General features: G+C 64.1%; 15 protein-coding genes. 6 read left to right on the forward strand and 9 right to left on the reverse strand.

Translation table 11 applies throughout. The annotated features are described in order from the left end of the window. Positions 1 to 164: 164 nt before the first annotated feature. From gspD to gspG, 5 genes are read right to left on the reverse strand one after another with little or no spacing between them, the layout of a single operon-like run. A complete protein-coding gene (gspD, locus tag A462_RS28760) occupies positions 165 to 2474 on the reverse strand; it encodes a type II secretion system secretin GspD (RefSeq protein ID WP_008431402.1) in 2310 nt (769 codons plus the stop codon). After that, positions 2471 to 2995 (reverse strand): type II secretion system protein GspM, encoded by a 525-nt coding sequence (gene gspM / locus A462_RS28755; protein WP_008431403.1) that lies wholly within the window; start codon positions 2993 to 2995, stop codon positions 2471 to 2473. Before gspM ends, gspD begins: the two co-directional genes overlap by 4 nt. Further along, positions 2988 to 4100, reverse strand: coding sequence for a type II secretion system protein GspL (gspL, locus tag A462_RS28750; protein WP_008431404.1), 1113 nt, complete (start codon positions 4098 to 4100; stop codon positions 2988 to 2990). The genes gspM and gspL overlap by 8 nt, the downstream gene beginning before the upstream one ends. Continuing rightward, positions 4097 to 5044 (reverse strand): type II secretion system minor pseudopilin GspK, encoded by a 948-nt coding sequence (gene gspK, locus A462_RS28745; RefSeq protein ID WP_157222816.1) that lies wholly within the window; start codon positions 5042 to 5044, stop codon positions 4097 to 4099. The genes gspL and gspK overlap by 4 nt, the downstream gene beginning before the upstream one ends. An 8-nt stretch (positions 5045 to 5052) precedes the next feature. Beyond that, entirely contained in the window at positions 5053 to 5490 is a 438-nt protein-coding gene (gene gspG, locus A462_RS28740) for a type II secretion system major pseudopilin GspG (RefSeq protein ID WP_003218660.1), read from the reverse strand. A gap of 148 nt (positions 5491 to 5638) precedes the next feature. On the opposite strand from gspG, the gene gspI reads away from it, so the two are divergent. Next, positions 5639 to 6037, forward strand: a complete 399-nt coding sequence (gene gspI, locus A462_RS28735; protein ID WP_008431408.1) for a type II secretion system minor pseudopilin GspI — start codon at positions 5639 to 5641, stop codon at positions 6035 to 6037. Here the strand turns inward: gspI and A462_RS28730 are convergent. After that, positions 6024 to 6455 (reverse strand): type II secretion system protein N, encoded by a 432-nt coding sequence (locus A462_RS28730; protein WP_008431409.1) that lies wholly within the window; start codon positions 6453 to 6455, stop codon positions 6024 to 6026. The genes gspI and A462_RS28730 overlap by 14 nt on opposite strands. An 85-nt stretch (positions 6456 to 6540) precedes the next feature. Between A462_RS28730 and gspH the strand changes: the two genes are divergently transcribed. Together gspH and A462_RS28720 are read left to right on the forward strand one after the other, a co-directional pair. Further along, positions 6541 to 6993 carry a type II secretion system minor pseudopilin GspH gene (gspH, locus tag A462_RS28725; RefSeq protein ID WP_008431410.1) on the forward strand — a complete coding sequence of 151 codons (453 nt, stop codon included), beginning with the start codon at positions 6541 to 6543 and terminating at the stop codon, positions 6991 to 6993. Then, the gene (locus A462_RS28720) at positions 6986 to 7582 is read left to right on the forward strand and encodes a type II secretion system protein GspJ (protein WP_008431411.1); all 597 of its coding nucleotides are present in this window, start codon (positions 6986 to 6988) and stop codon (positions 7580 to 7582) included. Before gspH ends, A462_RS28720 begins: the two co-directional genes overlap by 8 nt. A 412-nt stretch (positions 7583 to 7994) precedes the next feature. Here the strand turns inward: A462_RS28720 and A462_RS28715 are convergent, their stop codons facing one another. Genes A462_RS28715 through A462_RS28705 form a run of 3 tightly spaced genes read right to left on the reverse strand, consistent with a single transcriptional unit; the run spans position 7995 to position 10176 of the window. After that, positions 7995 to 8921 carry a FecR family protein gene (locus A462_RS28715; protein WP_008431412.1) on the reverse strand — a complete coding sequence of 309 codons (927 nt, stop codon included), beginning with the start codon at positions 8919 to 8921 and terminating at the stop codon, positions 7995 to 7997. 38 nt (positions 8922 to 8959) lie between these two features. Further along, positions 8960 to 9505: an RNA polymerase sigma factor gene (locus tag A462_RS28710; protein WP_008431413.1), complete on the reverse strand. Its 546-nt coding sequence runs from the start codon at positions 9503 to 9505 to the stop codon at positions 8960 to 8962. Continuing rightward, positions 9502 to 10176, reverse strand: coding sequence for a secretin and TonB N-terminal domain-containing protein (locus tag A462_RS28705; RefSeq protein ID WP_003220136.1), 675 nt, complete (start codon positions 10174 to 10176; stop codon positions 9502 to 9504). The genes A462_RS28710 and A462_RS28705 overlap by 4 nt, the downstream gene beginning before the upstream one ends. A gap of 162 nt (positions 10177 to 10338) precedes the next feature. On the opposite strand from A462_RS28705, the gene A462_RS28700 reads away from it, so the two are divergent. The 3 genes from A462_RS28700 to ddpX all read left to right on the forward strand — a co-directional run bounded on the left by A462_RS28700 (position 10339) and on the right by ddpX (position 12205). After that, positions 10339 to 10650: a hypothetical protein gene (locus A462_RS28700; RefSeq protein WP_003220133.1), complete on the forward strand. Its 312-nt coding sequence runs from the start codon at positions 10339 to 10341 to the stop codon at positions 10648 to 10650. A gap of 136 nt (positions 10651 to 10786) precedes the next feature. Continuing rightward, on the forward strand, positions 10787 to 11641 hold the full coding sequence (locus A462_RS28695) for a MurR/RpiR family transcriptional regulator (protein ID WP_032898755.1): 855 nt from the start codon (positions 10787 to 10789) through the stop codon (positions 11639 to 11641). Between the two features lie 21 nt (positions 11642 to 11662). Continuing rightward, positions 11663 to 12205: a D-alanyl-D-alanine dipeptidase gene (gene ddpX, locus A462_RS28690; RefSeq protein ID WP_003220129.1), complete on the forward strand. Its 543-nt coding sequence runs from the start codon at positions 11663 to 11665 to the stop codon at positions 12203 to 12205. Positions 12206 to 12209 lie beyond the last annotated feature (4 nt).

The raw sequence follows: 12209 nt of genomic DNA on the forward strand, positions 1-12209 counted from the left end.
CGGGCCGGAGTGCGGGCATGCCGAGCCTAGGCGAGGCACCGAGTGGTGGGGCAAAGACCTTTTGGTTACTTTTGGGGCGTTTGCCAAAAGTGACCCGCTGTAAGAGCGGAACCATAGGTGGCCGTTACCGCAGCAACGGATATGCCCCCCATCCAAAACCCAAATCACCGCGGCACCGCCCGAATCACCGCCCTAACCCCCTGCCCCCCGGGAATCGCCTTATCCACCGAAGGCAACTGCGGCGCCTGCACATCCGGCATCGCCCAGCTATGCTCCGGCTGCAACCCACCCTGGGCCCTGCGCATAAACTCATAGCGATTCAGCGTAATACTGCGCCCCGCCCCACCGTCACGAATAATGTAGGGCCGCAAAAACACCATCAAATTAGTCTTCGTCACACTGCGCTTTTCATTCCTGAACAACGCCCCCAACCCCGGAATATCCGACAACCAGGGCACCGCGTCATTGCTCTGGCTGTACCCATCCTGCAACAGCCCGCCAAGTACCATGATCTGCCCGTCATCCAGCAAAATACTCGTATCAATCGCCCGCTTGTTCGTCACTGTCCCGGCATCCACCGAAGCCCGCGTGTCGACGCTGCTGACCTCCTGATAAATATCCAGCTTCACCGTCCCCCCCTCGGAAATCTGCGGCCGCACGTTCAGCTTCAGCCCCACTTCCTCGCGCTGCACCGTCTGGAACGGGTTATTGCTCGTGCCGCCGCCGCCCGTCACATAACTGCCGGTGACAAACGGAATCGTCTGCCCCACAAAAATACTCGCCGCCTCGTTATCCAGGGTCAGCAGGTTCGGCGTCGACAACACATTGGTCCCGCCCTTGCTCTTCAATGCCCGGGCCAGCACCTTGAGGTCCAGCACCTTGCCAATCCCCGGAATGTCCACCGAGCCGTTCACCAGCCCGATGTTCAAACCCTTGGGCAACACATCAATGCTGGTCTTGCTGGTGGGGGTTCCATTCAAGCCGCTGCCCCCCAGGTTCACCCCACCAAAGCCACCCTTCCCGCCCAGGTTCCCCGCCTGCCACTGCACCCCGAACTCGCTGGCATCGTCCTCGCCCACTTCGACGATCAAACTCTCGATCACCACCTGGGCGCGACGCTGGTCGAGCATGTCGATCACCTCCCGCAGGTTGCGATACAGCGGGTCCGGCGCCGAGATCAGCAAGGTGTTGGTGGTGGCGTCCGCCTGGATCGTCACGCCACCGGCGCTGAACGCGGTGTTCTGGTCGGTAGGGGAAGAGGCTCCGGTGCTGCTGGTGTCCTGCCCGTAGCCACTGGGCTGGACAGTGCCGCTGCCGGTGGGAGTGCCGCTGCTGTTCTGGGTACTGCCCTGGCCACCCTGGGTGTTGCCGCCCATGCTGCTCAACTTGCCACGGGCATTATCACTGGTACCGGTGTCGCTCTCACCAGTGAGCAAACCCCGTAGCGACTGCGCCAACTTGCCGGCCTGGGCGTTGCGCAGGTACACCACGTGCATATTGCTCGGGTTGCTCTGGGCGTTGTCGAGCTTGTAGATCAGGTTGCGCGCCAGTTCCGTGCGCTCCGGGCTGCCGGCGCGGATGATGATGGAGTTGGAGCGCGGGTCGCCAATCACGTTGATCTTCTGGGTCTGGTCGGCGCCCTGGGTTTCGAGGAGCTCCGAGACCATGGCGGCGATGTCCACGGCGATGCCGTTCTGCACCTTCACCACGTCGGTGTCGATGGCGCTCGGGGTGTCGATGCCGTCGATGATCTGTGCCACCCGCGCCAGGTTTTCCGCGTAGTCGGTGATCACGATGCTGTTGTTGCCGGGGTAGGCGTTGATCGGGTTGTTCGGCGACACGATCGGGCGCAGCACCGGGATCAGGTTCACCGCGTTTTCGTATTGCAGGCGGAAGGTGCGGGTCTGCATGCCCTGCCCGCCCGGGTTGGCGCCGCTGTAGATCGGCCCGCCCAGCAGCTTGGCGTCCGCCTCCGGCACCACCTGGGCCACGCCGCCTACGTCGACCACGCTGAAGCCCTGCATACGCAGCGCCGCCAGCAGCATGTCGTAGGCCTGGTGCGCCGGTACCTGGCCTTCGCTGACCAACGTGAGGTTGCCTTTGACACGCGGGTCCACCAGGAATTGCTGGCCGGTGGCGCGGGACAAGGCGCGCACCACCGCCTGGATATCGGCGTCGACGAAGTTCAGTTGTACCGGTTGATCACCCAGCGGGTTGCGCGCCCTGGCCGGTGCGGCGCCATGGCTGCGGGCGCTGTTGGTCACCGGGTGTTGCACCCGGGGTGGCGGCACGGTTTCGCGCTGGCGGTCCAGTGGTGTGTCGCCGCTGCGCCGGGTGTCGGCCAGGGGTTGGCCAAGCTCGCTGTCCACCAGCAACGGCGCGGAGGATTGGGGGTTGCTGCACGCTCCCAGCGCCAACAAGAGCAAAGGGGCGACCTTGCGATAAGGCGCAGCGTTGGGCAATGACCACTTCATGAAGCTTCCTTAGCGCCAGGCGCCTGATCCATGCGAACGGTCCCGGACAAAGTGCCGGCCGAGTTTGAAGAGGTGGCCTCGCCTGCGCGTTGCAGGCGGGCCGCAGAGACTTCCAGGGAGAACGGCCGGGGGTTGGCCAGCAGCCAGTCGATCACCGCGTCCGCCGGGGCATCGTCGAAGGTCAGGCGCCAGCTGCCGGTGTCCTGCGGCTGCAATTGATAGCGGCCCTGCAGCCCGGCGTTGTCGAGGGACTGGTGCAAGGCGGTTTCCAGGTCACTGCTGCGCGGGGCTGGGGCGACGCCTTGCAGCAGCACCTGCAAGGCCTCGGCCTGGCTGCGCAGTTTCGGGGTTTCGGCTTGCCAGTAGTCGATCTTCTTCAGCGGTGGCTGGATCAACAGCAACCAGGTCAGCAGGCCCGCCAGCACCAGGCTGGCACCCACCAACAGACGTTTTTCACGCATGGCCAGGCCGTTCCAGAACACCTGGGCCTGGCTGCGCAGAAGCTGCCAACGCTTATTCATCTTCGGCCTCATCGTCTGCATCGGCTTCAACGCGCTCGGTGAGCGGGCCGACTGTCCAGCCCTGGTCGTCGCGACTGGCGCTGAACCCGGCCTGGGCCAGCAGCGCCTGCGCGTCAGCGGCCAGCGCCGGGGTCCGGGCGTCCGGCAGCAGACTCAGCTGCAGGCGGCCTTGCTCGTAGCTCAAGCTCTCGACGCTGCCCGCCATGGACGGCAGGCTGCTACCCGCCAGCGCCAGCAAGCCGGTAAAGCGCTGCCCTGGTTCGGCCGCCGCGCCGCTCTGGCGTGCGGCCAGTTGCTGACGGGCTTGTTGCAGCGGGTTGAGAATCACCGGCAGTTCGGGGAAGGCCTGGCGTACTTGCTGGCTCATCTGCGCCTTTAGGCGTTGGCCTTCGTCGACCTGGCGGGCGGCGTAGAGGTTCAGGCCCAGGGCCCAGATGGCGACCGCCAGCGCCGTGCAGGCCGCCGCCCTGCCCCAGCCACCGGTTGCCGCCTGCTGGAGCCGACCGTGCAAACCCCAGCCCGGCGCAGTACCGCTCCAACGGGCAACGTCGGCCACATGGAGCACATCGACACCGGTGGCGAGCAGGTCATCCAGCGCCTGCTGCCCCAGAGGGTGTACCGCGCCCTGCTGCAGGCTATGGCGCAGTAGCAAATGCCCGTCGCAGAAGGCCGCGCTCGCTGGCCCGCTGACCGGCAGCGCGTAGGGCGCCGGGTACAGGCCACGCACTTTGATTTTCAGCTGGGTCGTTATCCGGCCCAGGTGCTCAAGGCTGCTTTTGGGCAACCAGCCGACCTGCACCAGGCCGCTGCTGTCTCGTGGACCGTGGGCCACATGCATCAACTCCAGCGGGCCGAGGATCAATGCCTGGGCCGCACAGGTCACTGCATCGTCGACCTTGGCGGAGGGCAATTGCGGCAGCTCCAGGCTGGTCAGCAAGCTGTCCCGTGGATGCAGAAAACACTCCGCCTGGGTATTCGCCCATTGCGCCAGGCGGCCCTCGCCCTGCTGGCTGACCTGCCCGGCGCGGTCCAGCCAGGCGAATTGCACCTGGCTCTCGGTGGTGAGTTCACCCAGCGGCGGCAAGCCGATGCGCAAACGCTTCATACGCCCACCCGCGACCAGATCACCTGGGGCTGACGGTCTTCCGGGCGATACAGCAACGCCTCCAGCGTGACCCGACGCTGCTCGCGGCGCGCCTGGCCGTGCACGCGAAACCACTCGCTGGTGATCCCCACCTGCACCGTGTCCACCGCGACTTGTGGCATGCGCAACCGGTTGACGAAATCCCCGCGATTGACAAACCAGCGCCCGCCGTCGCGCTCGGCCACCAGTGCCTGAGCCTGGGACAGGCTGAGCCCCGGCACCACGCTGCTGAGCACCTCGGCGCTGGCGGTATTGCCGTTGACCCAGGTATTGCCGGGCAGCACGCTGACATAGCTCGCCATGCGCCGCAGTTGGCGCGGGTCGAGGCCTTCGATACCGCTGAGGTCGGTGAGGCTGCGCAACATCGGGTACTTGGCCGGGATCAATGGCGCGGCGGCACCGGGCGAGGTATCCCGGCTGCTGTTGAAACCGCCGGTGAGTGAGGCGCCGAGCTCGCGCTGGTCGTATGAGTCGATCACTCGCCGGCTGATGCGGCGACTCACGGCCGGCTCGATGCCGATCAACTGGCACAGGCGTTCGAAGCTCTGCAATTGCCCGGCGTCCGGGTGTTGTTGGGTCACCAGGTTGCGCAGGTTGAACTTGCCCTGCTCATCCTCAATCCGCCCCTCGAAAGCACCGCCGAGGGGCCGTGCCCACGGTTGATCGAGCCGGGTCAACACGTCCTGGCGGCGCGCGTCCCACAGGAGCTGGCGACTGGTTTCCAGGCCGCCATTCAACAACCATTGGCCCTGGATACGCAGTTGTTCAGCTTCCAGGCTGCGGGTGAATACGGTTTGCCGGGTGAGCATGGCGCCGGCAAGCACCGCGACCACGGCCGCGATCAGCAAGGCGCTGATAATCGCCATGCCGCGCTGCTTCGCCGCTGTAGGCGAATGGCTGTTCATCGCCGGCCTTACAACTGCCAGGAGCCGATATCGGCGTTCACGCCGTCACCATCAGGTTTCCCGTCGGCGCCGAGGGAGAACACATCCACTTCGCCGTTGGCCCCTGGGTTGAGGTAGTGATACGGGTTGCCCCACGGGTCGTTGGGCAAGCGTTCGAGGTAGGCGCGCCAGTTGCTGTTTTTCGCATCGGCCGGGCGTTCCACCAGCACCTTCAAGCCCTGGTTCATGCTGGGATACGAGCCGTGGTCGAGGCGGTAGAGTTTCAGGGCCTGCATCAGCCCACCAATGTCCTGCCGGGCCGCTGTGGCCCGCGCCTGGTCGGGGCGGTCGAGCACCTTGGGCACCACCAGCGCCGCCAGAATCCCCAGGATCACCACGACCACCATGATCTCGATCAGGGTGAAACCGCGCTGCCTGCGCGCTGACGTGAAGTGTGCGATATCCATGTCGACATTCCTTGGCTTGAGTGCATTTCGTGGCGCAGTGTTGCAAGAACACATGTCAGTCATGTTGAAAATCCTCGGGAGCTTTGGTCGCCAATCGGTCAACTCCCGGGGCTAGTCTGCGGGCCTGTTTCCCGGTTTTGAGTACGCCATGGGCGGGCCCCGCAACGAGCAAGGTTTCACCCTGATTGAAGTGTTGGTGGCACTGGCGATCATCGCCGTGGCCATGGCGGCGGCGGTACGCGTGGCCGGGCTGATGACCACCAGCAACGGCCTGCTGCGGGACAAGTCGATGGCGCTGCTGGCAGCCCAGGGGCGGATGGCGGAACTGCGCCTGGAAGGTCGGGTGAGCACCGGGCGCAAGACGTTCGACTGCGACCAGGGCCGGCTGAAACTGCGCTGCGAACAGACCATCAGCAACGGGCCGGATGGGCGCCTGTTCCAGGTCAGCGTGCAGGTGCTGGACGCCACCCGTGAAGCGCCCCCCCTGGCACGCCTGGAGACACTGCTGGGGCGCCCGCCGGTGAAGCGCCCGGTTACTGCCGAATGAGGCTTGGCAAGGCTGGCCCGTCGGGCAACTTGTCGAGGGGCACGCGGATTTTTTCCGCGCCGCGCTCGATCTCCACGCTATCGCCTTCAATGGCCGTCAGCCGCACGCCGGGACTCAGGCGTTCACCCAACAAAAAGCTGCGGGGCGGGCCGTCGTTGAGACTGAGGATCGCCACCGCCCCACGCGCCCCGGCAAGCACCCCGGAGACCCTGATCTGCATCACCGCCGGGGTATTGGAAAACCATTGTACGGCGGGGTTGTCGCTGCGGGCCGCCAACGCCTGGGGCGCGGCCTGCGGGGTGTGGGACTCGGCCGACGTGAGCAACAGTGGCGTCCAGGTCGCCACCCCTGCCAGCGCCGCCAGCAACGCCAAGGCCTGGACGCCATGGGCGGGTGAAAAACGATGGATGAATGCCATGGGCGGGACCTCCTGTTTGTCCGTCGCCTCAGGCTACAGGGCAATTCACACCTTTTTATTTCAGCGGTTGATCAGGGAGCAAAAAATGAAACAGCAGGGCTTCACGTTGATCGAGTTGATGGTGGTGCTGGTGATCATCGGCATCGCCAGTGCGGCCATCAGCCTGAGCATCAAGCCTGATCCGCTGCACCTGCTGCGCAAGGACGCGGAACGCTTGAGCCAGTTGCTGCAGGTGGCCCAGGCCGAGGCGCGTGCCGATGGCCGGGCGATTACCTGGAAAGCCGATGCCAAGGGATTTCGCTTCAGCCGCGTTACCGATGATGGGCTGGGAGTGGAGAACTTCAGCGGCGATCAGCAACTGCGTCCGCGGGCCTGGGACAGTGCGCCGATGCAGGTGCGCATCGAGCCCGGGAAAACATTGGTGCTGGATGCTGAATGGGTGAACCCGCCAGTGCGGGTGGTGCTGTCGGATGGGCAATACAGCCTGAGCCTGCAACGGGATGCGGCGGGGTTGTTGCGGGTGGTGAGTCATGAGTGACCAGAAGGGTTTTACGCTGATCGAGGTGATGGTGGCGATCATGTTGATGGCGGTGGTCAGTGTGATTGCCTGGCGCGGGTTGGACAGTGTGACCCGGGCTGATCAGCATTTGCAGGCCAGCAGTGAGCAGACTGAGGTGTTGTTGCGGGCGCTGAACCAGATGCAGCTGGATGTGAGCTTGCGCGCGGGGGTTGAGTTGGGGCCGCCGATTGGCGAAGACGCACCGAAGCCTGGCGGGTTGGTGGCGGTGTCGGTGAGGAGTTCGGACAGCAAGGGGTTTCGGCTGGAGGTGATCCGGAGTGCGCCGGTTCCTGGGGATGGGTTGCAGCGGGTGCGGTGGTGGCTCAAGGGCGACACGCTGTATCGGGCGGCGGCACCGGCGCGGGATCGGTATCCGCTGCCGGCGCCCAGGGATGCGGTGGCGGTGCTTGGGCAGGTCAGGGATTTGCAGGTGCGGGCTTGGGACAAGGGGTGGCGGCAGTTGAGTGGGAATCGGCAGGAGGAACCGCTGGGGATCGAGGTGGTTCTGGTGCGGGAGACGGGCCTGGGGGTGGAGCGGTATCGGCAGGTTTTGGGGCCCTTGCGGTAGGGCTTTTTGGGGTGGTGTACATATCCGTTATTTTTGTTATGGCTGATATGGGTTCCGCTCACTTTCGAAAAGCCGGAATGCCGGCCCAGTCAAAAGTAAGCAAAACGCTCTTGCCCCACCACTCGGCTCCTCGCCTAGGCTTGAGTGTTGAAGAGCAAAATCAAAAGCTAAAGCGGGCACGGACCAAATGTGGGAGCGGGCTTGCTCGCGAAGGTCGTTAACGATGACGCGGGCATTCTGGATGAACGCGGCGCTCTCAGGTTTTTCGCGAGCAAGCCCGCTCCCACAGAAAAGCAGATCTGTTTTCGCTCTGGTCTTTGCCTTTGCTTTTAACACTCAAGCCGGCCGGGAGGCCGCTGTGCTTTATGATTTTGAAGCAGCCGTTACCTAACTAACGGATATGCACACCGATCTAACTCAACAAAACAACACCGCCAGGCAACTCCGTACACTTGGCCCCATACGCATCGCGAATCAAAAGCGCCACCCCCGCCAACTGATGCAGACTAAACCGCGCCTGCACCCGCCGCTTGCCCAACTGCGCATTCATCAGCAGCAACATCCCCGGCCGATAGCGATTGATCTCATCCACCACCGTCGCCAGCGTCGCATTATCAAACACCAGCACCTGCTCCCGCCAAGCCACCACAGCCTGCACGTCCACCGCCACCGGCTCACCCACACCGCTGGCGTCATAAGTCAGCTGCCGCCCACCCTCAAGCCGAACCGTACGCCCCCCAACACCCACCAACAGCGCCCCATCAATACACGTCACACACACACTGTGATCCGTATTGCGCACATTGAACCGCGCCCGAGCCGCACTCAACCACCCTCCACCCGCCTGAACCTGAAGCGGCATCGCAGCATCGGCCAGCACCTCGACCTCCCCCTCCAACAACTCAATCCCACCCTCACGCCGGCTGATCCGCGTCTGCGTATTGAGCTCCAGCCGAACCCCATCACCCAACTCCACCCGCCGCTGCTCCCCGACCTCGGTGCGGTAATCCGCCGTCAACCCGGCAAACCCACCCGGCACCGTCACCCGCACCATCAACACCGCCGCCGACGCCGCAATCGCCCCGCCCAAAAACGCCCGCCGCCCAAAATGCCGCGGCCGGGAAAACTGCTCGGCGGCGGGAGCCAATTGCTGCCACAACACCTTGGCCTGCTCGAACGCCCGGGCATGCTCCGGGCTCTGGGCGCACCACTGGCGCAACGCCTTGGCATCAGCAACGGTGGCCCGGCCCGACGTCAGCAGCACCAGCCAGTCACGCGCTTCATCGTGCAGGGGGCTGTCGGGCGCAGCACGGGCAGCGGAGAGGTTAAAAATGTTCAAGCGCGCAGGTACTCAACGGATTATCAGGGACTCAATCACTAAGACGGTTTTCCGGCCCCGGGACCGAACCGCTGGATCACTTTTCTTTCAAGGCGCTGTGCACAGTGGCCCAGCCCGGCCTTGATTTCCTTTTCGACCATGCGCGTGGAAATCCCGAAACGCCTGGAGATCTCCAGGTGTGGCGCCTCTTCCAGACGTGCAGCGATAAGGATCTGGCGCCGCCGCGCCGGCAGTTCGTAGAGGGCCTTGAGCAAGGACTGGATTTCCCGCTGGCCACCCACCACCCGCGACGGGTCCTGGGCTTCATCGACGGTTTGCAGCAGCTCTTCGACTTCGCTGCCGGTCAACAGTCGCGCATCCGCCTGGCGTCGGTCAGCGGCGATGTTCAGCGCCATTCGATACAGGTAGGCATTGGGTTGCGCCAGGTTCGGCGGCATGTCCATGCGGTCGACCCGCAGGTAGGTTTCGTGCAGCACGTCGTTGGCCAGGTCCTCGGACCCGAGGCGCTTGCGCAGGCGTACCTTGAAGTCCTCGTAGGACGCCAGGAACAGGCTGACCATCATGCTGTGGCCGGTATCTTTCATGCCCCGGAAACTCCTTCCCCTGCTGTGCATTCCATGCGTGTTCCTGTTGAATCGGGCATCAAAAGTAAGGTCACCGGCAAGCGCAGCGAACTGGGCGCAGGGCGTTCGACCCGGGTGGCGCCCAGGCCGCGTACCAGCGCTTCGTCACGCTGCAGGTCACCGGTGGAGCTGACCAGCCGGCTGTGTTCGATCACCCCGTCACCGTTGACCCACACCTGCACCAGCGCCCGGAAACTGCCGGGGCGGGTCAGCGGCGAACGGCACAAACTGCGTTCGATCGCCTGCTGCAAGGCCGCGGCATAGCTGTTGTTGATCCGTGCTGCATGCCCTGCCTTCAGCCCCCGCGTCGTGGCCGGCTGGCTGACCTCGGGGGCTTGCAGGGTGAATGCATCGCTGCGGGCATAACGCGCCATCAGGCCACTCCCTGTCAGCAGCAGGCCCAGGGCTTGCTGCGCACTGTAGCGGCCATGCACGCCGATGGAGCGCCGGCCCCGGGTCAACTCGCGGTCCACCAGCACCGCCATGCCGGTGGCATGGCTGAACGCCTGCAGGGCGCTATCCAGGTTCTGCGCGGGCAGGTCCAGGGTCACTTCGGCGCGCACGGTCTGCGCCAGCCCCAACAGCAGAGCCAGGCAGCAGCCCGCGCGCCTCCAAGCCCCCCTGCTCAGCATCGCAACACGTCCGACATAGCCTACAAAACCGTCATCCTGAGGCCAGTTTATGAACCTGATGTTACGGTGCCAGCAAAAAAAACATCACGGTGACGGGCAGCCCGCTGCACTACACTTTTGAGCCATACCGGCCCATTTCCCAGGGCTCGCCAGGAGGCACCGATGAACCTGTTCCCGACCCTCGCCAGCCTGTTGCTGTGTGCTGCCCTGCCACTGATGGCCCACGCCGAAGGAACGCCCAATGGCTGCACCGAGGTCAACGTGGATGGCTACAAGGCACCGGACTATGGCTGCCTGAGCCAGCAGATGGGCAACAACCCGGACGCCGCCAAGGCCACGCAAAAGAACCAGCAGGCGCAACAGGTGCCCATCGACAAACGCAAGCCGAACCAGATCGGGCTCTCTACACCCGCAGCGACCAGTGTGCGCATGGGCAATACGTTCGGTACTTCGGTGAAACCCCAGCGGCCTTGATCGCCGCTTGTCCCCCCCTGCCCGCCCAGTGCAAAAAAAGCCATTGTGTTATCGCGATTGCCGATGTTATGTTTCTAACAGACATCAAAATCATGAAACATGAGTAACATCAATGACCGGCCTGCGCGAAAACGTCATGGATAAAAACAGCTTCCAGCGCACGCTGGAACAGCAGTTCCCGACGCTGACGCCCACCGGCAAGCGCATCGCGACGTACCTGCTGGGCAACCTGCAACAGCTGCCGTTCGAAACCGCCGACAGCATCGCCCAGCAAGCCGGCACCACCGGGATTTCAGTGGGGCGTTTCTTGCGAACCCTGGGTTATCGCAACCTCGATGACGTCAAGCAAGGCCTGCGCGGCGACCCGCAAGCCTCCTGGCTGATCACCGACCGCCTGGGTGCGTTTCGCCAGGAGAACGATCAGGAAGACGCCCTCGACCGTTCCCTCAACCGCGAGATCGAAGCCATCCAGCATGTGTATGGCCTGGCCCGCAGCCAGGGTTTCGCCGACATCGTGCAGCACATCGTGGACGCCGACGCCGTGTTTATCCTCGGCATCCAGTCCACCCGGGGCATCCTCAATGCGTTCCACAGCCACCTGGAATACATCCGTCCCAAGGTCTATTACGTCGATGGCCTGTCGGGGATCTACGCCGAGACCCTGAACTCCGGCTTTGAAAAACCCTACGCCATTACAGCGGACTTCCGCGCCTATTCCAGCATCACGCCCACGTTCTGCGAGACCGCGAACGCCCAGGGTCTACCCTTGGCGCTGATCACTGACTTGCAATGCCCCTGGGCCCGGGACTACGACCTGGACCTGCTGCAACTGAAAACCGATGTCGGCCAGTTCTGGGACTCCATGGCGCCCCTGACGTGCCTGTTCAACCTGATGGTGTCTGCCGTCGCTGACCGCTACGGCGAGCGACTGGATGCACGCCTGGCAAAAAACCGCGCCCTGCAACAGGCCTTCGGCCAGTTCGAATCCTGACCCTGGAAAGGAAATCTTTGAGTGAAAACCAGCCCATTGGTAGAAATCGCCCCACCGGAATACCCGGTACAGGTCGACCTGATCTACGCCAGTGCCGACAACCTGGCAGGCACCGTGATCTACCGCAACACCCGCTGCCTGCTGCACACCGAAGCGGCGGCCTGCCTGCGCAAGGCGAGCCTGTTGGCACGCCAGGCCGGCATGACCCTGCTGATCTACGACGCCTATCGCCCTGCCTACGCCCAGCAACTGTTGTGGCAGGCCCTGCCCAACCCGGACTACGTGCGCGACCCACGCCTGGGCTCGCACCACACCCGCGGCGTGGCCGTCGACCTGACGCTGATTGATGAACACGGCACCCCACTGGACATGGGCACGGCGTTTGATGCCATGGAGCCCAAGTCCCACCAGTTCTACCCCGACCTGCCGCCGCAGGTGCAGCGCAACCGCCTGCTGTTGCTGGGCATCATGCTTGGCGCCGGCTTCAAGGCGATTGCCACCGAGTGGTGGCATTACGAATTGCCGGATGCCGAACTTTTCCCACTAATTGAGGAGTCATACTGATCCC

The sequence above is a fragment of the Pseudomonas sp. Ag1 genome (assembly GCF_000278565.1).
In the GTDB taxonomy this organism is placed as follows: domain Bacteria; phylum Pseudomonadota; class Gammaproteobacteria; order Pseudomonadales; family Pseudomonadaceae; genus Aquipseudomonas.

What these genes read in the sequence shown, in the direction of transcription:
- gspD (WP_008431402.1), bottom strand. Translation starts at nt 2,474, where the DNA reads ATGAAGTGGTCATTGCCCAACGCTGCGCCTTATCGCAAGGTCGCCCCT.
- gspM (WP_008431403.1), bottom strand. Translation starts at nt 2,995, where the DNA reads ATGAATAAGCGTTGGCAGCTTCTGCGCAGCCAGGCCCAGGTGTTCTGG.
- gspL (WP_008431404.1), bottom strand. Translation starts at nt 4,100, where the DNA reads ATGAAGCGTTTGCGCATCGGCTTGCCGCCGCTGGGTGAACTCACCACC.
- gspK (WP_157222816.1), bottom strand. Translation starts at nt 5,044, where the DNA reads ATGAACAGCCATTCGCCTACAGCGGCGAAGCAGCGCGGCATGGCGATT.
- gspG (WP_003218660.1), bottom strand. Translation starts at nt 5,490, where the DNA reads ATGGATATCGCACACTTCACGTCAGCGCGCAGGCAGCGCGGTTTCACC.
- gspI (WP_008431408.1), top strand. Translation starts at nt 5,639, where the DNA reads ATGGGCGGGCCCCGCAACGAGCAAGGTTTCACCCTGATTGAAGTGTTG.
- A462_RS28730 (WP_008431409.1), bottom strand. Translation starts at nt 6,455, where the DNA reads ATGGCATTCATCCATCGTTTTTCACCCGCCCATGGCGTCCAGGCCTTG.
- gspH (WP_008431410.1), top strand. Translation starts at nt 6,541, where the DNA reads ATGAAACAGCAGGGCTTCACGTTGATCGAGTTGATGGTGGTGCTGGTG.
- A462_RS28720 (WP_008431411.1), top strand. Translation starts at nt 6,986, where the DNA reads ATGAGTGACCAGAAGGGTTTTACGCTGATCGAGGTGATGGTGGCGATC.
- A462_RS28710 (WP_008431413.1), bottom strand. Translation starts at nt 9,505, where the DNA reads ATGAAAGATACCGGCCACAGCATGATGGTCAGCCTGTTCCTGGCGTCC.
- A462_RS28705 (WP_003220136.1), bottom strand. Translation starts at nt 10,176, where the DNA reads ATGCTGAGCAGGGGGGCTTGGAGGCGCGCGGGCTGCTGCCTGGCTCTG.
- A462_RS28700 (WP_003220133.1), top strand. Translation starts at nt 10,339, where the DNA reads ATGAACCTGTTCCCGACCCTCGCCAGCCTGTTGCTGTGTGCTGCCCTG.
- A462_RS28695 (WP_032898755.1), top strand. Translation starts at nt 10,787, where the DNA reads ATGGATAAAAACAGCTTCCAGCGCACGCTGGAACAGCAGTTCCCGACG.